Raw genomic sequence first — 20,804 nt, forward strand, 5'->3', positions numbered from 1 at the left:
CAAACCGCAGTGATACCGAGTGGTATCGCGAGGAGTTGTGGGGCCGCCTAGGTGACGCCGCATGGCGCCGATTCTCGACGGATTTGTTCAGCGAACTTCCAATTCACGACACTAGGATGCTCTGAACAAATCGAGCGGTCAGCATGGGATGTGGAGTGAGCGAGCGGCGATCGATTTGTACTGAGCATCCATCAGGCATATCCCGGGATAGATAAAGCTCAATCGCGTGCTATAACCGCCCATTCGTTTTGAGCACATAACTTCATGCTTTTTGCCCGGCTGACTGGCCGCACCGCCGTGATCCCATGAAACGCGGCTTCTATGTCATCATGGCCGCGCAGTTTTTTAGCTCGCTGGCAGATAACGCCATTTTCATTGCTGCTATCGCGCTGCTAAGGGCCGATAGCGCACCGGATTGGCAGACGGCGGCGTTGGTGCCGATCTTTGCGTTCTTCTATGTCGTGCTCGCTCCGCTGGTGGGCGCGTTCGCGGATGCGCAGCCCAAGGGGCGGGTGATGTTCTTCAGCAACGCCGTGAAAGCGGTGGGCTGCGCGATGATGCTCTTTGGCTCACACCCTCTACTGGCCTATGCCGTTGTAGGGCTTGGAGCCGCAGCCTATTCACCTGCCAAATACGGCATCCTCACCGAGTTATTGCCACCGTCACAACTGGTGAAAGCCAATGGCTGGATTGAAGGCCTGACCATTGCCTCCATCATTCTCGGCGTATTGCTGGGCGGGCAATTGGTCAGCCCGTACGTGGCCGATTACCTGCTCAATTTCGATTTCCCCATGCTCGACACTGGCGTGGACACCCCTGCGGAAGCAGCGATTTCCGCCGTCATGGGTATTTATGTGTTGGCGGCCGCCATCAATATGCGCATTCCCCATACGGGCGTAGTGATGCGACCGCTGCCGCGCAATCTGCTTACTTTGTTGCCAGATTTCTGGCGCTGCAACTCCCGCTTGTGGAATGACCGCCTGGGGCAAATCTCGCTCGCAACCACCACGCTTTTCTGGGGAGTCAGCGGCAACCTGCGCTATCTCGTACTGGCTTGGGCCGCTGCCGCCCTGGGCTACGGTGTGCCACAGGCATCCAAGCTGGTAGGAGTCGTGGCTATTGGCACGGCCGTGGGGGCTGTGTGGGCCTCCATGCGAGTCCGGTTGGACCGGGCCACCACCGTGATGCCTCTGGGCATGCTCATGGGCGTGCTGGTGATGGTGCTGATCTTCGTTGATCAACTATGGGTGGCGGTGCCTTTCCTGATCCTGTTGGGCGGCCTGGGGGGTTATCTGGTCGTGCCCATGAATGCGCTACTCCAGCACCGTGGCCACAACCTGATGGGCGCAGGCCGCTCGATCGCGGTGCAAAACTTCAACGAGCAGGCCTGTATCCTGAGCTTGGGCTTCATCTACAGCATGACGACCAAGGCCGGAACATCTGCCTTTACCGCCATCTTGTGGTTTGGCATGTTGGTCACGGTCACCATGGGGATCATCCAGGTCTGGTACCTCTACAACCTGCGGCGTCATCCGATCGAAATCAAACGTTTGCTGGCGATCGCCCGTAGTGACCATAAACATTAGTGTGGTTTTCGGCGCCATGGCAGCGCCGGACACCACGCCGTGTTCCCTTGAAACCTACACGCCCTGGCTCGACTTAATGTGAATCCGCCCTCCCCCCTGCCAGCGCTGGCGTTGCTGTTCAATGCCCTGGTTTGGGGGCTCTCCTGGATTGCCTTCAAAGCGCTTGAAGCACACGGCGTGCATCCGCTTTGGAGTACCGTGTTGGTCTACGGCACCGCTCTGGCGTCGCTGCTGATCTGGCGGCCGCAAGGATTGCGCACGCTAGTACGCCATCCTTATCTGATCGGGCTCTCGGTGGCGGCCGGGCTCACCAACGTGGGCTTCAATTGGAGCGTGACCATTGGCGATGTGATGCGCGTGGTTTTACTGTTCTACCTGATGCCGGTCTGGTCGATCTTGCTGGCTTGGTGGCTGTTGGACGAAAGACCTTCCAAAGCGGGCATTGTGCGGCTGACGCTGGCGCTCTGCGGCGTTCTCCTGGTGTTGAAGAATCCCGGCTCTGACTGGCCGCTCCCCGAGAGCCTGGCAGACGGGCTGGCGCTGATGGCTGGTTTCATGTTCGCTCTGACCAACGCGCTGCTCAGGCGCTGGCGAAGTGCCCCCAGCGACGCGCGTGCAGTCGCCATGTTTGGCGGCGGCGTCACGATCGCAGGAACGATCGCGCTCATTGGGCTGGGCAACGGCACAGTAGCCCCACTGCCCGAGCTTTCGAGCGCCTGGGTGGGTTGGGCACTCTTGCTGGCAGCCGCTTTTCTGGCTGGCAATCTGGCACTCCAGTACGGCGCTGCCCGTCTCCCCGCACAAACCACCTCGCTGATCATGTTGTCCGAAGTCGTGTTTGCCAGCGTCTCCGCGGTCATTCTGGGAGCGTCGCAGTTGAACGCACGCACGGTCACTGGCGGCGCCATGATCGTGGCCGCGGCGCTGCTATCAGCGCTGCCGAGCCGACGCAACTAACCGCGCCCCAGGCAGACTTGTCACGGATGCACTATCCTGAATTCTGCTCAAAAGAACGTATTCAAAGGAATCTTCATATGACAGCTGACACCAAAGATATCGGCAGCTTCACCGTCACCAAGCTGGAAGGCCAGCCGCTCCCGCTTTCGGAGTTGGCAGGTCAGGTGATGCTGATTGTGAACACGGCCAGTGCTTGCGGCTTCACTCCGCAGTTTGCTGGATTGCAAGCTCTGCATGAAAAGTATGCGGCGCAAGGCCTGTCGGTCCTCGGATTCCCCTGCAATCAGTTCGGCGGTCAGGACCCGGGCGACAACGCAGAAATCGGCGCCTTCTGCCAACGCAACTATGGCGTCGATTTTCCGATGATGTCGAAAATTGAGGTCAACGGCGCGGGTGCAGACCCCCTATTTACCTGGCTTAAGGCTGAGGCTCCGGGCCTGCTGGGCAGCCAGGCCATCAAGTGGAATTTCACCAAATTCCTGGTCGGACGCAATGGTGAGGTCATCCGGCGTTACGCCCCGCTGGACAAGCCGGAGTCTCTGACAGGCGATATTGAGGCCGCATTAGCCGCGTGAAACTCCTCCGTCCAACCAGGGTTCAGCCGGGAGAAATACTCTCGTCCAACAGCTCAACCCAGTGGCGAACCGGCACGTCCGTGCCCGATTGCAGGTGTGTAATGCAGCCGATGTTGGCCGACAAGATAGCGCTGGGGTGATCAGACACACGCTCGCCCAGGAGGTGCCCCAGCTTCCTATCGCGCAGTTGGGTAGACAGCTCCGGCTGCAACACCGAATAAGTGCCAGCTGATCCACAGCACAGGTGCGACTCAGCCGGGGCAGGGCGCAGATCGAAACCAAGCGCTCTCATATGCTGCTCAACGCCCCCGCGCAACTGCTGCCCGTGCTGCAAGGTGCAGGGAGGGTGAAAAACCACAGCGCCTGACTTGGCTTCAACCTTGCCTGCCAGGGCTTGCGCAATCTCGGGCAAAAGCTCACTCAGATCACGCGTCAAGGCACTCACGCGCTCGGCCTTTACGGCGTAGCGTTCGTCATCCCTGAGCGCATGCGCGTAATCCTTGACCGCGGCACCGCAGCCGGATGCGTTCATCACAATGGTATCCACCTCACCCGATTCAATGTGCGGCCACCAGGCATCTATATTGCGTCGCATCTGACTCAATGCGCCCGCCTGGTCGTTGAGATGGAAGCGCACGGCGCCACAGCAACCCTGTCCTCGGGGCCGTAAGGTCTGGATACCTGCGGCATCAAGCACGCGCGCAGTGGCTCGGTTGATGTTCGGTGCCATAGAGGGCTGCACACAGCCTTCCAGCAACAACACCTTGCGTGCATGCGTCCGCTTGGGCCAAGCACCCGCCTTCTGAGGCACAGGCACCTTGGCGCGCAAGCTTGGCGGCAACATTCCGCGCACGGATTGTCCCAGGCGCATGGCAGGGCCAAAAAGCGGTGAAGACAAGCCCATGCGCAAGACTCCACGCAAGCGGCGCTCTGCCGGGGGTCGAGCCACCTTCGCATCAACGACCTTGCGGCCGATATCCAGCAGATGTCCATACTCCACCCCACTTGGGCAGGTGGTCTCGCAGTTGCGGCAAGTGAGACAGCGGTCCAGGTGAAGCTGCGTCTCACGCGTGGGGACGTCCCCTTCGAGCATCTGCTTGATCAGGTAGATGCGGCCGCGCGGACCGTCGAGCTCATCACCCAGTAACTGGTAGGTGGGGCAGGTGGCCGTGCAGAAGCCACAGTGCACACACTTGCGCAAGATCGCCTCGGCCTCACGGCCATCGGGCGTGTTCTGGAATTCTGGCGCGAGATGGGTTTGCATGTGCCTAGGAAAGGTCGTTGGACGTCATGGGGAAGGAAGAATCCACTGCCTGGCGGGCTCAGAAATCTGAAAACATACGGCCAGCGCCGAATATTCCGGCTGGGTCGAACTCATGCTTGAGCGCGCGGCTGATGCGGGCCAAGGGGCCCGTCAGGGGTGTGAATACCGGGATGCGCCCGTCCCCGCCTCGAAACAGTGTGGCATGCCCCCCCACTCGTGCAGCCGCTTCCCGCACCCGGCTGGCTTCCTGCAGCGGCAGTTTGATCCAACGCTGCGCGCCATGCCACTCCATCACGGTGGGCCCCAGGTTCAAAGGGGTGGCCGTATCAGGAACGCTGACGCGCCAAAGAGCTTCGCCCCGATCAACGCGAAAAAACGGCAAGCCGAGATCACGCAGCAAGGCCCATTGACGAGAGACATCTCTCTCAAAAACCTGGCCCCCCATGGTCTTGCGTGCGGCATCCACAGCAGCCCGGGCTCCCCGTAAGCGCACCATTAAACGCCCGTCTATCCAACAACTGGCATTCAGTGGCAGTGGTTGCCCTCCCCAGCGATTGAGCTGTTGGCGTGCGCTGGTCTCACTCAATTCGAACATCAGCGTGGCTTCCGCGGGAGAGGCTGACAGTACCTTCAGACTGACCTGGACGATCACACCCAAGGTGCCCATGGAGCCCGCCATGAGTCTGCTGACATCGTAGCCGGCCACGTTCTTCATGACCTGGCCACCAAAGGTAAGCAGCTCGCCCTTGCCATTCACCATTTGCACGCCCAGCACGTAGTCACGCAGGCTGCCTACGCTGGCACGCGCCGGCCCTGACAAGCCAGCGGCCACCATACCCCCTACCGTTCCGGAAACCCCGAACTGCGGCGGATCGAACGGCAGACATTGCCCTTTTTCCGCCAAAGCCGCTTCGAGTTCCTTCATACGTGTGCCTGCACGAACCGTGACGACCAGCTCGCTCGGCTCGTAGCTGACGATGCCAGCGAGCGAGCGTGTATCAAGCATTTCGCCGTGAAGAACTTGACCGTAGAAGTCCTTCGTGCCCCCGCCCCTGATGCGCAGATGGCGAGAACGCTCGGCAGCTTTCTGAACCTTGCCGATCAACGAAACCAATTCTGCATCCATCCGCCGATCATAAGGCTGCGTTGCGAGCATGACGATTTGGCCTTTAATCATTTAGAACGTGTTGCCGCTAAATTCACGCTCCGTCAAAGGCTAACGGACCATCGATCACCTACGTTTGCACATTCAGGCAGCTATTTCCAAGAAATAATCTCATTTACTAAAGGTGTACGACCTGCAAAACCGATCACGGATAACGGGCGCATAGCGCGCCCTATGCACTGCTCGTCACTCACAACGTGGGGATTCTTCGATGAACATCGTTTTGACGGCAGTACGTGCCTGGTTTCTCGGGTGCGTGATTCTGGGCACCAGTTCCTGGGCTGCTGAACCTAGGGTTGAACCAGAGGTGGTCAAGCTTGCGCTGCAGATCGCTGGGGAACCGATACAAGTCACCGCACACCTGTACAAACCAAAAGGCGACGGCCCGTTTCCACTGGTCATTTTCTCGCATGGCCGCGCATCAACTCAGGTGGAGCGTGCAAAACTGAGCCATCCGATTTTGGTGGGGCACGCCAATTATTGGTTGAGGCAAGGCGTTGCGGTGGTGGCTCCGGTGCGCCCCGGCTACGGCGATACGGGTGGGCTTGATCGAGAGAACTCATTCGCGCGCTGGGATGGCGGCACATGCAACAGTGACCCGGATTTCACCAAGATTGCCGGGCAGGCTCGCGAAACCATCACGGCCACCTATCAATGGGCGCAGCAGCAACCCTGGGTGCGCAAAGACCGGATTTTGCTGGAAGGCCAATCCGCTGGCGGTTTGGCGACAGTGGCTGCGGGGGCGCTGAATCTTCCTGGCGTCGTGGGCTTGGTCAATTTTGCGGGCGGTGTGGGCGGCAACCCAGAGCGCTCCCCAGGGAAAAGCTGCAAGCCGGAGAACTTGACTAAAACCTACGCAGGGTTCGGGAGCCAAGTTAAAGTGCCCAGCTTATGGCTGTATGCGGACAATGATCAATACTGGGGTCCGGAGGCTCCCCGTCAATGGCACGCAGCCTTTGAAGCGGGCGGCAGTGCGACACGATTCGTTCAGACTGGAGCCCTGGAAGGGCATGACGGCCATCGCCTGCTGACTCAAGGCGGCAGGATGTGGAGCGTACCGCTCAATGCTTTTGTTCAGCAGCTTGGCTTCGTCTCAAAGTAGGCCACTGCACAGCCACCGGAAGTGCTGCTCAACTCTGCTTGCTGAAGTAGGCCTCGAGGATTTCAGCGCTGTAGCGGCTGGCGACCTGTTCGATAAAGCGATTGAAATCGACGTGCGCAGCGTCATCAGCACGGTCTGAAATAGTACGGATTGCCGCAAAAGGCAGGCCGTAGTCGTGGCATACCTGAGCAACGGCAGCGCCCTCCATCTCAACCGCCAGCGCATCCGGCAAGGCCTGACGCAAGGCCGCGCTTTCTGCGTTGGTCGCGACGAATCGGTCGCCGCTCACGATCAGCCCTTGATGCACAAGGGGTCGCCGCAGGCGAAATTCACGCAAGGTGTCTGCATCCAGAAGGCCCCCTGAAGGGTTGGCCAGCGCCTCACGCGCCGCATCGAGCAGTGAGCGTGACAAAGCAGCGTCAGCCGGGAACCGGGTGAGTCCGGTTAGAGGGACCTCATAACGCGGAAAAAGCGGTGAGGCGTCCATGTCGTGCTGCAGCAGCTCCGTGGCCACCACCACATCGCCCACCGAAACACCATCCCCCAGGCCGCCTGCCGCACCCGTGAAGATGATTCGATCAACCCCAAAGCGCTCAATCAGGACTGTGGCCGTGGTGGCAGCCGCCACCTTGCCTATGCGCGAGAGCACCACCACCAGCTCGTGCCCGTGCCAATGCCCGAGCCAATAGTCACGCCCGGCTACGGACTGCCGGCGCTCGTCCGGCATCCGGTCCAGCACTGCGGCCAATTCAGGGCGCAGCGCGGCAATGAGGCCCAGGCACGGCATTGGGGTGAAAAGCAGGCCCTCGGTCAGTCGACTTTGACGACGCTCTTCTGGCGCAATTCCCGCCGCAGGACCTTGCCCACGTTAGTCTTGGGCAACTCAGTACGAAACTCGATCACCCGTGGGCGCTTGTAGCCCGTGAAGTTATCGTGGCAGAACTGACGCACAGCTTCCTCAGTGAGGCCTGGGTCTTTTTTGACCACCACGAGCTTGACGGCTTCGCCCGTCTTATCGTCAGGCACGCCAACTGCCGCCACTTCCAGCACGCCTGGCATGGAAGCCACGACCTCTTCGATCTCGTTGGGGTAGACGTTAAATCCGCTCACGAGAATCATGTCTTTCTTGCGGTCCACAATTTTGGTGAAGCCGCGCTCGTCCATGACGCCAATATCGCCGGATTTGAAATAACCGTCGCTGGTCATCACCTGGGCGGTGTCGTCAGGGCGTTGCCAATAGCCCGCCATGACCTGAGGTCCCTTGATGGCGATTTCCCCGGGTTGGCCGAGCGGCACATCATGGCCATCATCATCAATGATCTTGACCCAGGTGCTGGGAATAGGTACTCCAATGGTGCCGCTGAACTCGCGCGAAGTCACCGGGTTGCATGTGGCTGAGGGGCTGGTCTCTGAGAGCCCGTAGCCCTCACAGATTGGGCAGCCTGTTTTCTCCAGCCAGAGCCGCGCAACGGCGCCCTGCACGGCCGTACCGCCACCCAGCGAAACCTTGAGGTTCTTCCAGTTGACGGTGCCGAAGTCCGGGTGGTTCGCGAGACCGTTGAACAAGGTGTTGACAGCCGGAAAGCTATGAAACGTGTGCTTGGAAAGCTCCTTGAGCGTCCCAGGCAGATCGCGCGGGTTGGGGATCAGAATCATCTTTCCGCCGTTTCGCATCCCCAGCATCATGTTCACCGTGAAGGCGAAGATGTGATAAAGCGGCAGCGCGCAAACGCTGGTGCTTTGCTCACCCGCCGGGACGCGTTTCATGGCCGGATTGTTCCATGCCTCGGACTGCAGAACGTTGGCGATCAGGTTGCGATGCAACAGCATCGCGCCCTTGGCCACGCCTGTGGTGCCACCGGTGTATTGCAAGACCGCCAGATCATCCGGGCCGATGGACGCTGCCTTAAAGGCCGCCCCTTTACCCTTGCTCACCGCATCATTGAAATGAACTGCGCCCGGCAGGCTGAAGGCTGGAACCAGCTTCTTGACCTTGCGAACGACAGTGTTGACGATCAGGCCCTTGAGCCAGCTCAGCTGATCGCCCATGGTGGTGAGCACCACATGCTTGACAGGCGTCGCTCCAATGCACTTTTGCAAAGTGGCAGCGAAGTTCTCAATGATGAAAATCGCCTTGGCGCCGGAGTCCTTGAGTTGGTGCTCCAACTCACGCGCCGTATACAGCGGATTGACGTTGACCACCACCATGCCAGCGCGCAAGATCCCTGCTACAGCAGCAGGATACTGCGGCACGTTGGGCATCATGATCGCCACTCGGTCGCCCTTGGCGAGGCCCAGGCTTTGCAAGTAAGCGGCCAGCGCAAGGCTTTTCTCACCCACCTCTGCGTAGCTGACATCGCGGCCCATGAAGCTGCACAAAGTGCGGTCCGCGTACTTGCCAAAACTCTCTTCCAGGAGTGCGACCAGCGACGTGTACTGCGCTCCGTCGATATCGGCTGGAACACCCTCGGGATAGCTACTCAGCCAGATCCGTTCAGTCATACTGAAAAATCTCCAGATTGAAATACGTTAGAACAACCGGTCATTGTCCGTGGGGCCCGCGTGTATCGGAAGTGGGCTTTCCCTAGGAACTCCCGCAAACTGCGCAATTTCGGGCGCCAAAATGAAAATCGGCGACGTGAACGTCGCCGATCAGGCCGAGTTCACACCCAATTCACCGTTCGTGAACTTGGTGCGCACACGCCTTGGCCTGGAACGCTTGGAGGCAATCTACTCTATAGCCTTTGCAATGTCCTCGACGACTTTCTTGGCATCGCCGAACACCATCATGGTCTTGTCCATGTAGAACAACTCATTGTCCAACCCGGCATAACCCGCCGCCATGGAGCGCTTGTTGACGATCACCGAACGCGCCTTGTAGGCCTCCAGGATAGGCATGCCATAGATCGCGGTGCCTTTTTGCAGAGCAGCCGGGTTCACAACGTCGTTGGCGCCCAGGATGATCGCGACATCGGCCTGGCCGAACTCGCCATTGATATCTTCCATCTCGAATACCTGGTCGTAAGGCACCTCGGCTTCGGCCAGCAACACGTTCATATGACCCGGCATACGGCCCGCCACCGGATGGATGGCGTACTTCACGTCGATGCCCCTTTCCGTGAGCTTGTCGACCAATTCCTTGACCGCATGCTGTGCACGCGCCACGGCCAGGCCATAACCAGGAACGATGATCACGCTGTCGGCGTTGCTGAGCATGAAGGCCACGTCGTCCGAGCTGCCAGTCTTGACCGGACGCTGCTCTTGAGCCCCAGCGCTGGCAGTGACGGCCTCCCCGCCGAAGCCGCCCAAGATGACGCTGAAGAACGAGCGATTCATGGCCTTGCACATGATGTAGCTCAAGATCGCACCAGAGGCACCCACCAAAGAACCGGCAATGATCAGCGCGCTGTTATTGAGCGAGAAACCAATGCCCGCCGCCGCCCAGCCGGAATAGCTGTTGAGCATGGAAACCACCACCGGCATGTCAGCACCGCCGATAGGGATGATGAGCGTCACACCGATGATCAGGCCCAGCAAGCAGACCAGCACGAAATCCATCGAACTCTGCGAATGCCAGAAGCCGAATATGAAAAACACCGCAGCCAAGCCGAGCGCCAGGTTCAGCAAATGCTGGCCAGGAAACACCACCGGCGTGCCTTGAAACAGTCGGAATTTCGAGCTACCCGACAGCTTGCCCCAAGCGATGACCGAGCCGCTGAAGGTCACTGCACCAATGAAAGCGCCCAGCGCCAACTCAATGCGGTTGCCCCCGGGGATCGCTCCACCCACGCCATTCACGGGGTGTTCGGCGATGCCGAAGGCCCAGGGTTCAGTCACGGTGGCACCCGCAATCAGCACGGCCGCCAAACCGATCATGCTGTGGAAGAACGCCACCAATTCAGGCATCTTGGTCATCTCGACGGTCTTGGCGCGCCAAGCGCCATAACCGCCGCCAATCACCAGGCCCAGCAGCACCCAGGCCAAGCCCAACCCAGAGCCAGCCAGCTTGACGATCAAGGCCGCAGTGGTCAGCACGGCGATGGTCATACCGACCATACCAAACAGGTTACCGCGAATAGAGGTAGTGGGGTGACTCAGGCCTTTGAGAGCCTGAATGAAACAGACGCTGGCAACCAGATACAGCAGCGTGACAAGGTTCATGCTCATGGGTCGCGCCTCTTCTTATTTACCTGACGCCGCGTGATCGGCGGGGGCTTTACGTTCTTTTTTCTTGAACATCTCAAGCATGCGGCGTGTCACCAGAAAACCGCCAAAGATGTTCACCGCCGCCAAAGCGACCGCCGCCACGCCCATGACCTTGCCAAGAGTGCCTTCGGTCAGCGCCGCCGCCAGCATGGCACCGACGATGACGATGGCCGAAATAGCGTTGGTCACCGCCATCAAAGGCGTATGTAGCGCGGGTGTGACGGTCCAGACCACGTGGTAGCCCACATAGATAGCCAGCACGAAGATGATCAGATTGATGATGGTGGGGGACACGATGTCCATGCGGAGTCTCCTGGAGGGATCGGGTGTATGCGACGAACCGGCGTCACTCGCGGTCGCGCCGCGGCGTCAGCACCTGGGTAGCGGGCTGAGGCACCTGGGTGGCGCGAGTCGGAGGGGGCGTGATGGTGGTGGTCACCGCTGACTTAGGCGGAGGGGGTGGGGGCGCCATTCGAACTGCGTACGGGAAGGGCGGCACTACGAGCGTCGCGCCCCCAGCAGCCGCCCGAGTGGAGTTCGCGAGCGCTTGCGCCCACTGCGTGCCAGGATGGCCGCCAGCCAGAAAATCACTGTTGTTGCGTGTCACGGGCTCAATCAAGGAAGGATTGAACAGCGCATGCACTTCGAGCATGCGGCCACCCACCTCAAACCGGTGTCCCACCCAGCTCCGCGGGCGAGTTGCCAGACCCCGATCCTCCAGCCATTCCCAGAGCACGGAATGCTGCACCTTGAGCCAGCCTTCCAGGTCTGCGTCACGGCGCAAGCGCAAGCAATCGGAGGGGCCACGGCCGCCCACATGCAGGCTGTCCGTTTGCGGGCAGGCGGGTGCAGCACTGGCGGGCGCCGATTGCACCACCACCACCGCGACCCAGCTACCATCACCCCGCTGAAGGCCTACGGCGCGGGTTGGAGCATTCGCGCCGGCAATGGGCACCGGCCCTTCGCCTCCCATCCAGGGAGAAAGCTCGTTTCCGAGGTCGTACCAGGTACCGACGCTGGTGGATGGGACAGAGATCAGCGGCGCGCTCGTGATGAGAGCCGCTGAAGCGGCCGGCGCGGACGAGCTACCTCCCCCCGCAGGTGCAGCGCATCCTGCGGCCAGAGCCAACATCAAAGTGCCGGCGATCACGCCAATGCGCGAGTCCCGCAAGCGGGCGATGGAATTCATCTTGTGCTTCAACTTCAGCTTTCTTCAGGGTCGCGTCACGGCACCCGCATGAGCCATCAGGCAAGCGACCACGATATCGTCTTCTCGATCCAGTGTGAAGCCCGCATCCTTGGGCAGCACCAGTTTCAGAAAATCGAGCACGTTTCGTGAGTACAGAGCCGAGGCATCAGCGGCTACAAGCGCAGCCAGGTTGGTCTCGCCGACCAAAGTGACGCCGTGCTTGACGACGGTCTTGTCGGTTTCGGTCAGCGGGCAGTTTCCACCCACGCTGCCATCAGGGTTGGGCGCGCCTTTGCCAGCGGCCATATCGATGATCACCGAACCGGGCTTCATGCTGGCCACCATCTCCTCGGTAATCAGCACAGGTGCTGCACGACCGGGGATGAGAGCAGTGGAAATGACCACGTCGGCTTGAGCCACACGCTTGGCGACTTCGGCTTTTTGTCGTTCGAGCCAGCTTGGGGGCATGGGACGGGCATAGCCCCCCACGCCCTCTGCGGCTTCCTTTTCCTCGGCCGTTTCATAGGGCACATCGATGAACTTGCCGCCGAGCGATTCGACCTGCTCTTTCACGCTGGGCCGCACATCACTGGCCTCAATCACGGCGCCCAGGCGCTTGGCCGTGGCAATGGCTTGCAGCCCCGCCACACCCACGCCCAAGATGACAACCCGGGCGGCTTTCACCGTGCCCGCAGCCGTCATCAGCATAGGAAAGAATTTCTGGTAGCGGTCAGCCGCCATGATGACGGCTTTATAGCCGGCAATATTGGCTTGGCTGGAGAGCACATCCATGCTCTGAGCCCGCGTGGTGCGCGGTGCTGCCTCAAGTGCGAAAGCGGTCAGGTTGGCAGCGGCCAGCCTCTGGAGGCCCTCAGCATCAAATGGGTTCAGCATGCCGATCAGCACAGCGCCCGCTTTGATCTGAGCGAGCTCGGCCGTCGAAGGCGCGCGAACCTTCAGCACCATGTCAGCGCCCAGGGCGCCGGCCGCATCTGTGATTTCCACTCCCGCTTGCTGGTAAGCCGCATCCGTAATGGAGGCAGTCAGACCAGCGCCAGACTGCACGCGGACAGTGTGGCCTTGGGCGATGAGTTTTTTGGCCGTCTCCGGGGTCGCGGCGACACGGGTCTCGCCGGACGCCGTCTCGGTGGGCACGCCAATCAGCATGGAAAGTTCTCCTCGTTCGTTGGGCTCGGGCAAGCGCCTACATGGGTCTTGCCACCCGGATTAGACCGAGCTTAACAAACCTCTTGCGCCGCATTGTGCTTCATTTCAGGTCGCTCACCGCATAATGCGGCGCCATGAACACCCGATGGAAGCCCAGCGTTACTGTAGCCGCAGTGATCGAGCACGATGGAAGCTACCTGCTTGTGGAGGAACACACAGCAGACGGCCTGCGCCTGAATACCCCTGCCGGGCACCTGGAACCTGGTGAATCCCCCATGGAAGGCGCCGTTCGCGAAGCCCTTGAGGAAACTGGCCGTGTCTTTTCCCCTACTGCTCTACTGGGAATCTACATGGCTGCGAGCAATGATGCCCAGGGCCAGCCCACCGCCTGGATGCGTATGGCCTTTTGCGGCCACGCCAGCGAAACCGATCCAGCGCGAGCGCTTGATGAAGGCATCGTGCGCGCCATCTGGATGACACCTGCGGAAATCGAAGCCAGCCAGGATCGCCACCGCAGCCCGTTGGTATGGCGCTGTGTGCAAGACCATATGGAAGGCAAGCGCTTCGACCTATCGGCCGTGGTGATGGATTCAAGCGCGCTTAAGCCGCCGCTGTAGCTATAACAACGACTTGAACCTCTCATGGACCCCATAGCCTCGTTTTTTCTGCTTTCCGCCGCTGCCTTTGGTGCCGGCGTGCTCAACGCCATTGCGGGCGGTGGCACGTTCCTTACTTTTCCGGCGCTGGTCTTGACAGGCGTGCCTCCCATCGCCGCCAATGCCACCAGCGCACTGGCGGTCAGCCCAGGCTACCTGGGCAGCACGCTTGGGTTCCGGGCAGAACTGGCTGCCCTGCCGCGCGCACTGGTGGTGCGCGAGATGATCTTGAGCGCACTGGGCGGCGTGGCTGGGGCGCTGCTCCTGCTGGTAACACCGGCCACGGTATTTTCTGGAGTGGTCCCCTGGCTGCTGCTATTTGCCACAGTGCTGTTCGCATTCGGCCCCTACTTGTCCCGCTGGGCCGGCGGGGAGCACGGCAACGGCTTTGCACGCTGGCGCAAACCGGCCTTGCTGGCAGTGGCCGTGTATGGGGGCTACTTCAATGGCGGTCTGGGCATATTGCTCATGGCGCTGTATCTCCTGTGCGGGGAGCAGCGCATGCATACCGTCAACGCACTCAAGAACCTCAATTCATTCGTGCTTTCGGTCGTCTCCGTGGTGGCCTTCGCCATTGGCGGCGCCATCGTGTGGAAAGCGGCGCTGCTGATGGCGGTGTTCGCCACCCTGGGCGGTTTCGCAGGGGCGCGCCTGGCCCGTAGCTTGTCCCCACGCATGGTGCGCGGCATCGTGATCGTGACCGGACTGGTTATGAGCGTATTGTTCTTCGCTCGCGCCTAGTTTTCCCCTCGGCGGGATAATCTAGGGCGTGTTCACACTAAATTCACCCCCGCGTGAGGTTCTGGCGAGCCGCAATCAAGGCGCAAACCGCAGCCGGGTTGGACACCCGGCGAGGGTTTGCGCGGCCGGCGTCGGCAACGCCGAGTGCGGGTTGCCAGAACCTCACCCTTCGGGCCGGGGTGAATTTAGTGTGAACACGCCCTAGCGCCGTAAATCGGAAGTGCGCTGAACAAATCCGCCGAGAATCGGCGCCATGCGGCGTCACCTAGGCGGCCCCACAACTCCTCGCGATACCACGCGGTATCACTGCGGTTTGTTCCTAGCCTGACACCGATTTCGACAGATTTGCTTTTTTAGCACACCTCCAACTTACGACACTAATGCCCAAACACCGCATCGTCGTCGGCCTATCAGGCGGCGTAGATTCAGCCGTCACCGCCTACCTGCTGAAGAAAGCAGGCCATGAGGTGGTGGGCATTTTCATGAAAAACTGGGAAGACGACGATGACAGCGAATACTGTTCGTCGAACGTCGATTTCATCGACGCGGCGGCGGTAGCCGATGTGCTCGGCATTGAAATCGAGCACGTTAACTTCGCAGCCGAATACAAGGATCGCGTTTTCGCTGAATTCCTGCGCGAATACCAAGCCGGGCGCACACCCAACCCGGACGTGCTGTGCAATGCCGAGATCAAGTTCAAAGCTTTCCTTGACCATGCCATGCGCCTGGGCGCCGAGAAAATCGCCACCGGTCACTACGCGCGGGTGCGCTACAACGATGCCCGTGCAAGGCATGAGTTGCTCAAGGGGCTGGATCCCAGCAAGGACCAAAGCTATTTTCTGCACCGTTTGAACCAGGCGCAGCTGTCCAAGACGCTGTTTCCGGTGGGAGAGTTGCACAAGACCGAAGTAAGGCGAATCGCCACCGAGATCGGCCTGCCCAACGCCAAGAAAAAGGATTCCACCGGCATCTGCTTTATCGGTGAACGGCCGTTTCGCGAGTTTCTGAACCGGTACCTGCAAACCAAGGCAGGCCCCATCAAGGACGAACGTGAGCGCACGATCGGCAAGCATGTCGGGTTGTCGTTCTACACCCTGGGCCAACGACAGGGGCTGGGCATTGGCGGCCTCAAGGAAAAAGGCGCTCCGCGCGGCGGCGGTGAGCATGCCCCTTGGTTCGCCGCACGCAAGGACATGGCGCGCAATACGCTCTATGCGGTGCAAGGGCACGACCACCCGTGGCTGCTCTCCCATGATCTGGTCTTCGAAGACGCTTCATGGACGGCAGACGAGGCACCTGCCCCCGGCCCCCTATCGGCCAAGACGCGCTACCGCCAGCAAGACGCCGCCTGCACGCTGTCTTTGGGCGAGATACAGGGAACATATCGCCTGAATTTTTCAGAGCCGCAATGGGCAGTCACGCCCGGTCAGAGCGCCGTGCTGTATGACGGCGAGGTCTGCCTGGGCGGTGGGGTGATCGCATCGACACCAGATCTTCTCCCGCAGAACAGCGCGCCAGAGGCCAAGCCTGGCAGGAAAGCTGTGCTTCTTGGCGGGGATGCTCGCTAAGAGGTGCCCAGGGCCTCCCCTGCATTGCCAGACTTCACGCCCCCACGCTGGCGCCAAATAGCCTGCCTATAAGTGCCGATGCGCCCATGGCAAGGGCTCCCCAGAAAAGCACGCGGGCGGCCCCCGGCCTCCAGGGTGCCCCGCCCAACTTGGCTGCCAAGGCACCCAGCAAACCCAGCACCAGCAGCGTGGCGGCAATCAGCACTACCTCCAAATCAGGACCACCGTAGAGCATGACCACCAGGATTGGTGCGAGTGCCCCTGCAATGAAAGCCCCTGCCGAGGCCAGCGCAGCCTGCAATGGCCGTGCTGTATTTCGTTCATTGAGGCCCAGTTCATCGCGCAGATGCGCGTTCAAGGCGTTGTGCGCCGTCAGCTCGCGCGCCACCTGCGTGGCCAGCTCAAGCGAGAGACCCCGCCCTTGGTAGATGCCAATGAGCTCCAGCAACTCCAGATCTGGTTCTTCTTTCAGCTCGCGTTGCTCCGTGTCACGGTCGGCCTTTTCGGAATCGGCTTGAGAGCTGACGGAGACGTATTCGCCGGCCGCCATCGAGAAAGCGCCAGCCGTCAAACCAGCCGCCGCCGTCACGAGCAGGGTACGCGTGTCAGCCCCGGTAGCCGCCATGCCCACCACCAGGCCGCTGGTAGAAATAAGGCCGTCATTGGCGCCCAATACCGCCGCACGCAGCCACCCGGTCTTGTGAACGTGGTGGATGGCGGGATAGCTCTCGAGGGCAGTGTGGCGTGGCATGCGGCGGCGTGAAGAAAAGACGTGGCTATTCGAGATTACCTGGGCCCGGGAGGCTGATCGTTGCCACCCACGGCCAGGATGGCCACAGATTCAGGCTGGAGCAAGCTGCCTTCACGCCACCCCTTCCAGGTGGCGACTCCCATGGCCATCACCACGAGCGTGGCCAGTGCCAGCGAGATGATGGCAGGCGCACCCATGGCTGGAAACTGCACCGCCAAGCGAAGCGTCAGGGATGCAAATGCCGCAAGCGGAAATCCAAGAGACCAGAAAGCCATTGAAAACGGCTGCGCCAGCATGCGGCGGGCGAGCTGCAAACTCCACAGCAGGAAAAATAGAGCCGCGCCCCAGCACATCACAGCCAAAACCGCAGGCCCACCCATTTGCAACACGGCTGAGCCCACTACGGAGGGCGGTGCCACGCAGATAAAGGTGATGGGCAGTAGCCGCTCAGCCCACAAGCCCTGTGTGGCGATGCGCGCAAAAATCAGCCCAAGCACCACAGGCCACAGCAGCAATCCCAAACCAAACTGCGCGGCCGCCCACGTCCCGGCGTTCAAACTGCCTCCCGCCAACGGGGCCAGCACGTTGCCGACCACAGGAACAAACAGCGCGGGCGTCAATGCGGCCCAACTCAGGGCGGTCGCCTTGTCCGCGCTGAGCCAGCGCGTCAGCACCCACAGCGTGGCAACGAACTGCGCCACCGAACCCGCCCACCACAACATCGCAAGCCAGAGGTTGGTGCCCAGAAGGGACACCCCGCATGTGGCCAGCAGAATCATCGAGACCGGAATAGTGGCCACAAAGGCATGACGCACAGGGTGCGCCAACTCCGCTGCCAGCACCTCTGGATAGCGCTGCCAGCGCATCCACGACAGGACCAGAAGCACCAGAAAGACCAGCGCCGCCGCCGCTGCCAGCACCAGAGCGCCAGCACCTGCTACGTCACCCATCACAGGCATGGCACGACCCCATGCCAACGACAGCCCAGCCAGGCCCATGACAAGCGCAAACCAGTTCAGGCCTATGTATTTGAGTGCGTCCGGACGTTGAGCCATGAGCCCATGATGCCACGGATCATTTGCTTCTCATTTGATAGCGAAAATAGTTTGTATGTCTATGTTTTATAAAGAATTATCCGCCTACCCCCTATTCGCTGCATAAGCAAACAAAAAAACAGTAGTTCCATGAATAAGGGTCGGCGAACAAAGATCAGGGCCTCAGAAAGTGTGAATGAATCCGGTGTGAGGGATTCACTCCCACCTTCTCAACTTGCACATATCTTCAAGGAGTCCCGCATGTCTTTCGCCATTACCCGCCGCTTGGGCCTAGCCGGCATCATCACGCTGGCTCTAGCCCCGCAGGCATTCGCACAGCAGCCCGCCACAGTCACGTTACTCAACGTCAGCTACGACCCTACCCGCGAGCTGTACGTTGAGTTCAACAAGGCCTTCGCTGCGCACTGGAAAGCGCAAAACGGGCAAAACGTGGTGGTCAAACAGTCGCATGGTGGCTCCGGCAAGCAAGCGCGTTCCATCATCGACGGCCTGGAGGCCGACGTCGCCACGCTGGGCCTGGCCCCAGACATCAACGCATTGGTAAAGAACGGTGGCTGGGTTGCCCCGGACTGGCAAAAACGCCTGCCGCACAACGCTGCACCGTACACCTCCACCATCGTGTTCCTCGTTAAGAAGGGCAATCCAAAGGGGGTGAAGGACTGGAACGACCTGATCAAACCCAATGTGGCCGTGATCACACCGAACCCCAAGACCTCAGCTGGCGCGCAGTGGAACTACCTGGCAGCCTGGGAATACGGCAAACGTAAATTCGGCGGCGAAGACCAAGCCAAATCTTTCGTACAAAAGGTCTACAACAACGTTCCTGTTCTGGACACGGGTGCTCGCGGTTCCACCATCACCTTCGCCCAACGCGGCGTGGGCGATGTGCTTTTGGCCTGGGAGAACGAAGCCTTCCTGGTCCTCAAGGAGTTCGGCGCGGAGAAATACGAGATCGTTGTGCCTTCGATCAGCATCCTGGCCGAACCTACCGTTGCGGTGGTCGACAAAAACGTCGACAAGCACGGCACCCGTCAAGTGGCCGAAGCCTACCTGAAGTACCTCTACAGCGAAGACGGACAAGACATCGCGGGCAAGAACTTCTACCGCCCGGCCGTTTCCGAGAAAGCCAAAGCCAAGTACGCAGCTCAGTTCCCCAAGCTGGCCCTGTTCAGCATTGACCAGGCTTTCGGCGGCTGGACCAACGCAGGCAAGCACTTCGCCGACGGCGGCAGCTTCGATCAGATCTACACACAAAAGTGATGCACCCCAAGCCCCCTCTCCGGATCACCCGCCTGGAGATGGCCACGTACATCGTGCTGGCCATCGTGATGCTGGTGGCGGGTGTACTGGCCAGTTAAGCGACATCTAAGAGACATCTCATGAGCTTTGAAGTGACTACCCCCGCTCTGGAAGCCCTGCAAGACATTGAACTACGCGCTGCCGAACAGGGCCTGCCCTATCACGGTCAGGTACCTCCTGTATTGGCGTGGCAGCTCTTTGACGCCGGCGACGCCTTGCTCGTAGACGTGCGCAGCGCTGAAGAGCGCAAGTTCGTCGGCCACGTGCCCGAAAGCCTTCACGTGGCCTGGGCCACTGGCACCGCACTAACACGAAACCCCCGCTTCGCGCGTGAATTGGAGGCCAAGACCGGCAAGGATGCAGTGGTGCTGCTGCTGTGCCGCAGCGGCAAACGCTCGGCCCTGGCGGCAGAGGTCGCCGCCAAAGCAGGCTTCACCCGCGTGTTCAACGTGCTGGAGGGCTTTGAGGGCGAGTTGGACACCGAGCAGCAACGCGGTCACGCGGATGGCTGGCGCTTTCACCACCTTCCGTGGGTACAGGACTGAACATGGCTCAATCCACCCCGACCGAGCTGCCCGGCGCATTGGAAGTCGGCACCATCGTCAATGAACTACGCAACGCCCGTCTGGAATGGCGGCTGGCACGCGGTCGTTCGCTGGAGCCACGTGGGCGCGATCTGCCCTCACGGGAAGTCTTGCGCGAGTTGACGACCGACCTGCACGGCCTTTTGTTCCCTATGCGCCTGGGCCCGCCCGATCTGCGCCAGGAGGCAGAGGACTTCTACGTGGGCTCGACGCTGGACAAAGTTCTGCACACTCTCAGCAGCCAGGTACGGCTGGAGCTTCATCACTCGGCGCGGCATGCGCACTTATCGCCTCGCGAGATTGATGAACGCGCCGACCACATCGTGCGTCAGTTCGCCAAGTCACTGCCCGGCACACGGCGCTTGCTGGACACCGACGTCCTGGCGGCCTACCACGGCGACCCGGCGGCGCACAGCGTGGATGAAGTGCTGCTGTGCTATCCCGGTGTTCACGCCATCATCAACCATAGGCTGGCGCATACCCTGCACGGGCTGGGTGCCACGATGTTGGCGCGGCTGATTGCAGAGCTGTCTCATAGCGCCACTGGCATCGACATTCACCCCGGTGCGTCGATAGGCGGCTCGTTCTTCATCGATCACGGCACCGCCGTAGTCATAGGCGAGACCGCCATCATCGGTGAACGCGTGCGGATCTATCAAGCCGTCACCCTGGGCGCCAAAAGCTTCCCTCTGGATGCCACAGGCCAACTCCGGAAAGGCCTGCCTCGCCACCCAACCCTCGAAGACGACGTCGTGGTGTATGCCGGCGCCACCGTGCTCGGGCGCATCACGATCGGCCGAGGCGCCACGATTGGCGGCAACCTGTGGGTCACCCACGACGTGCCACCCGGCGCGCACCTTACCCAGGCGAATTCGCGCCACCACGAAGTAGAAGCCACCACTTCGTCATAGAATTTACTACTTTTTCATTACCTACGGA

At 60.6% G+C, this 20,804-nt stretch carries 20 protein-coding genes; 10 read left to right on the top strand and 10 right to left on the bottom strand.

Translation table 11 applies throughout. The annotated features are described in order from the left end of the window. Positions 1-305: 305 nt before the first annotated feature. The 3 genes from lplT to G518_RS0124220 all read left to right on the top strand — a co-directional run bounded on the left by lplT (position 306) and on the right by G518_RS0124220 (position 3,118). Positions 306-1,586, top strand: coding sequence for a lysophospholipid transporter LplT (gene lplT, locus G518_RS0124210; RefSeq protein WP_028604721.1), 1,281 nt, complete (start codon positions 306-308; stop codon positions 1,584-1,586). Between the two features lie 78 nt (positions 1,587-1,664). Continuing rightward, a complete protein-coding gene (locus G518_RS0124215; RefSeq protein WP_245598113.1) occupies positions 1,665-2,543 on the top strand; it encodes a DMT family transporter in 879 nt (292 codons plus the stop codon). Between the two features lie 77 nt (positions 2,544-2,620). Further along, positions 2,621-3,118: a glutathione peroxidase gene (locus tag G518_RS0124220; RefSeq protein WP_051237353.1), complete on the top strand. Its 498-nt coding sequence runs from the start codon at positions 2,621-2,623 to the stop codon at positions 3,116-3,118. Positions 3,119-3,140: 22 nt separating this feature from the next. Here G518_RS0124220 and glcF read toward each other — a convergent pair whose 3' ends face one another. After that, positions 3,141-4,382: a glycolate oxidase subunit GlcF gene (glcF, locus tag G518_RS0124225; RefSeq protein ID WP_028604724.1), complete on the bottom strand. Its 1,242-nt coding sequence runs from the start codon at positions 4,380-4,382 to the stop codon at positions 3,141-3,143. 58 nt (positions 4,383-4,440) lie between these two features. Further along, positions 4,441-5,508, bottom strand: a complete 1,068-nt coding sequence (gene glcE / locus G518_RS0124230) for a glycolate oxidase subunit GlcE (RefSeq protein ID WP_028604725.1) — start codon at positions 5,506-5,508, stop codon at positions 4,441-4,443. Between the two features lie 250 nt (positions 5,509-5,758). Here glcE and G518_RS0124235 point away from each other — a divergent pair, with 250 nt between their 5' ends. Next, positions 5,759-6,649, top strand: coding sequence for a dienelactone hydrolase family protein (locus G518_RS0124235; protein ID WP_028604726.1), 891 nt, complete (start codon positions 5,759-5,761; stop codon positions 6,647-6,649). A 28-nt stretch (positions 6,650-6,677) separates the two neighbouring features. Here G518_RS0124235 and G518_RS0124240 read toward each other — a convergent pair whose 3' ends face one another. The 6 genes from G518_RS0124240 to G518_RS0124265 form a co-directional block, all read right to left on the bottom strand. Beyond that, positions 6,678-7,436, bottom strand: coding sequence for a 5'-methylthioadenosine/adenosylhomocysteine nucleosidase (locus G518_RS0124240; protein WP_028604727.1), 759 nt, complete (start codon positions 7,434-7,436; stop codon positions 6,678-6,680). A gap of 23 nt (positions 7,437-7,459) precedes the next feature. Continuing rightward, positions 7,460-9,151 carry a long-chain-fatty-acid--CoA ligase gene (locus tag G518_RS0124245; protein WP_028604728.1) on the bottom strand — a complete coding sequence of 564 codons (1,692 nt, stop codon included), beginning with the start codon at positions 9,149-9,151 and terminating at the stop codon, positions 7,460-7,462. Positions 9,152-9,379: 228 nt separating this feature from the next. After that, positions 9,380-10,816, bottom strand: coding sequence for an NAD(P)(+) transhydrogenase (Re/Si-specific) subunit beta (locus G518_RS0124250; RefSeq protein ID WP_028604729.1), 1,437 nt, complete (start codon positions 10,814-10,816; stop codon positions 9,380-9,382). A gap of 15 nt (positions 10,817-10,831) precedes the next feature. Next, on the bottom strand, positions 10,832-11,158 hold the full coding sequence (locus tag G518_RS0124255; protein WP_028604730.1) for an NAD(P) transhydrogenase subunit alpha part 2: 327 nt from the start codon (positions 11,156-11,158) through the stop codon (positions 10,832-10,834). Between the two features lie 43 nt (positions 11,159-11,201). Beyond that, entirely contained in the window at positions 11,202-12,044 is an 843-nt protein-coding gene (locus tag G518_RS0124260; protein ID WP_028604731.1) for a hypothetical protein, read from the bottom strand. 24 nt (positions 12,045-12,068) lie between these two features. Then, positions 12,069-13,211, bottom strand: coding sequence for a Re/Si-specific NAD(P)(+) transhydrogenase subunit alpha (locus G518_RS0124265; protein WP_028604732.1), 1,143 nt, complete (start codon positions 13,209-13,211; stop codon positions 12,069-12,071). Between the two features lie 134 nt (positions 13,212-13,345). On the opposite strand from G518_RS0124265, the gene G518_RS0124270 reads away from it, so the two are divergent. From G518_RS0124270 to mnmA, 3 genes are all read left to right on the top strand, one after another. Next, complete coding sequence (locus G518_RS0124270) at positions 13,346-13,828, top strand: NUDIX hydrolase (protein WP_028604733.1); 483 nt, start codon at positions 13,346-13,348, stop codon at positions 13,826-13,828. Between the two features lie 24 nt (positions 13,829-13,852). Further along, on the top strand, positions 13,853-14,608 hold the full coding sequence (locus G518_RS0124275) for a sulfite exporter TauE/SafE family protein (RefSeq protein ID WP_028604734.1): 756 nt from the start codon (positions 13,853-13,855) through the stop codon (positions 14,606-14,608). Positions 14,609-14,988: 380 nt separating this feature from the next. After that, positions 14,989-16,176 carry a tRNA 2-thiouridine(34) synthase MnmA gene (gene mnmA, locus G518_RS36720; RefSeq protein WP_051237354.1) on the top strand — a complete coding sequence of 396 codons (1,188 nt, stop codon included), beginning with the start codon at positions 14,989-14,991 and terminating at the stop codon, positions 16,174-16,176. 34 nt (positions 16,177-16,210) lie between these two features. Here mnmA and G518_RS0124285 read toward each other — a convergent pair whose 3' ends face one another. Next, positions 16,211-16,927, bottom strand: coding sequence for a VIT1/CCC1 transporter family protein (locus tag G518_RS0124285; RefSeq protein ID WP_028604735.1), 717 nt, complete (start codon positions 16,925-16,927; stop codon positions 16,211-16,213). A gap of 35 nt (positions 16,928-16,962) precedes the next feature. Next, positions 16,963-17,982: an SLAC1 family transporter gene (locus tag G518_RS0124290; RefSeq protein WP_028604736.1), complete on the bottom strand. Its 1,020-nt coding sequence runs from the start codon at positions 17,980-17,982 to the stop codon at positions 16,963-16,965. A gap of 240 nt (positions 17,983-18,222) precedes the next feature. On the opposite strand from G518_RS0124290, the gene G518_RS0124295 reads away from it, so the two are divergent. From G518_RS0124295 to epsC, 3 genes are all read left to right on the top strand, one after another. Next, positions 18,223-19,242 carry a sulfate ABC transporter substrate-binding protein gene (locus tag G518_RS0124295; protein WP_028604737.1) on the top strand — a complete coding sequence of 340 codons (1,020 nt, stop codon included), beginning with the start codon at positions 18,223-18,225 and terminating at the stop codon, positions 19,240-19,242. A gap of 119 nt (positions 19,243-19,361) precedes the next feature. Beyond that, positions 19,362-19,826 (top strand): rhodanese-like domain-containing protein, encoded by a 465-nt coding sequence (locus G518_RS0124305; protein WP_028604738.1) that lies wholly within the window; start codon positions 19,362-19,364, stop codon positions 19,824-19,826. Positions 19,827-19,828: 2 nt separating this feature from the next. Further along, positions 19,829-20,776 carry a serine O-acetyltransferase EpsC gene (epsC, locus tag G518_RS0124310; RefSeq protein ID WP_051237355.1) on the top strand — a complete coding sequence of 316 codons (948 nt, stop codon included), beginning with the start codon at positions 19,829-19,831 and terminating at the stop codon, positions 20,774-20,776. Positions 20,777-20,804: the final 28 nt, after the last annotated feature.

This window comes from Ottowia thiooxydans DSM 14619 (assembly GCF_000422885.1).
Taxonomy (GTDB): Bacteria; Pseudomonadota; Gammaproteobacteria; order Burkholderiales; family Burkholderiaceae_C; genus Ottowia; species Ottowia thiooxydans.

Bases quoted from the DNA above. Each gene is read 5' to 3' on its own strand.
- lplT (WP_028604721.1), top strand. From the start codon at position 306: ATGAAACGCGGCTTCTATGTCATCATGGCCGCGCAGTTTTTTAGCTCG.
- G518_RS0124220 (WP_051237353.1), top strand. From the start codon at position 2,621: ATGACAGCTGACACCAAAGATATCGGCAGCTTCACCGTCACCAAGCTG.
- glcF (WP_028604724.1), bottom strand. From the start codon at position 4,382: ATGCAAACCCATCTCGCGCCAGAATTCCAGAACACGCCCGATGGCCGT.
- glcE (WP_028604725.1), bottom strand. From the start codon at position 5,508: ATGGATGCAGAATTGGTTTCGTTGATCGGCAAGGTTCAGAAAGCTGCC.
- G518_RS0124235 (WP_028604726.1), top strand. From the start codon at position 5,759: ATGAACATCGTTTTGACGGCAGTACGTGCCTGGTTTCTCGGGTGCGTG.
- G518_RS0124240 (WP_028604727.1), bottom strand. From the start codon at position 7,436: ATGCCGTGCCTGGGCCTCATTGCCGCGCTGCGCCCTGAATTGGCCGCA.
- G518_RS0124245 (WP_028604728.1), bottom strand. From the start codon at position 9,151: ATGACTGAACGGATCTGGCTGAGTAGCTATCCCGAGGGTGTTCCAGCC.
- G518_RS0124250 (WP_028604729.1), bottom strand. From the start codon at position 10,816: ATGAGCATGAACCTTGTCACGCTGCTGTATCTGGTTGCCAGCGTCTGT.
- G518_RS0124255 (WP_028604730.1), bottom strand. From the start codon at position 11,158: ATGGACATCGTGTCCCCCACCATCATCAATCTGATCATCTTCGTGCTG.
- G518_RS0124260 (WP_028604731.1), bottom strand. From the start codon at position 12,044: ATGAATTCCATCGCCCGCTTGCGGGACTCGCGCATTGGCGTGATCGCC.
- G518_RS0124265 (WP_028604732.1), bottom strand. From the start codon at position 13,211: ATGCTGATTGGCGTGCCCACCGAGACGGCGTCCGGCGAGACCCGTGTC.
- G518_RS0124270 (WP_028604733.1), top strand. From the start codon at position 13,346: ATGAACACCCGATGGAAGCCCAGCGTTACTGTAGCCGCAGTGATCGAG.
- G518_RS0124275 (WP_028604734.1), top strand. From the start codon at position 13,853: ATGGACCCCATAGCCTCGTTTTTTCTGCTTTCCGCCGCTGCCTTTGGT.
- mnmA (WP_051237354.1), top strand. From the start codon at position 14,989: ATGCCCAAACACCGCATCGTCGTCGGCCTATCAGGCGGCGTAGATTCA.
- G518_RS0124285 (WP_028604735.1), bottom strand. From the start codon at position 16,927: ATGCCACGCCACACTGCCCTCGAGAGCTATCCCGCCATCCACCACGTT.
- G518_RS0124290 (WP_028604736.1), bottom strand. From the start codon at position 17,982: ATGGCTCAACGTCCGGACGCACTCAAATACATAGGCCTGAACTGGTTT.
- G518_RS0124295 (WP_028604737.1), top strand. From the start codon at position 18,223: ATGTCTTTCGCCATTACCCGCCGCTTGGGCCTAGCCGGCATCATCACG.
- G518_RS0124305 (WP_028604738.1), top strand. From the start codon at position 19,362: ATGAGCTTTGAAGTGACTACCCCCGCTCTGGAAGCCCTGCAAGACATT.
- epsC (WP_051237355.1), top strand. From the start codon at position 19,829: ATGGCTCAATCCACCCCGACCGAGCTGCCCGGCGCATTGGAAGTCGGC.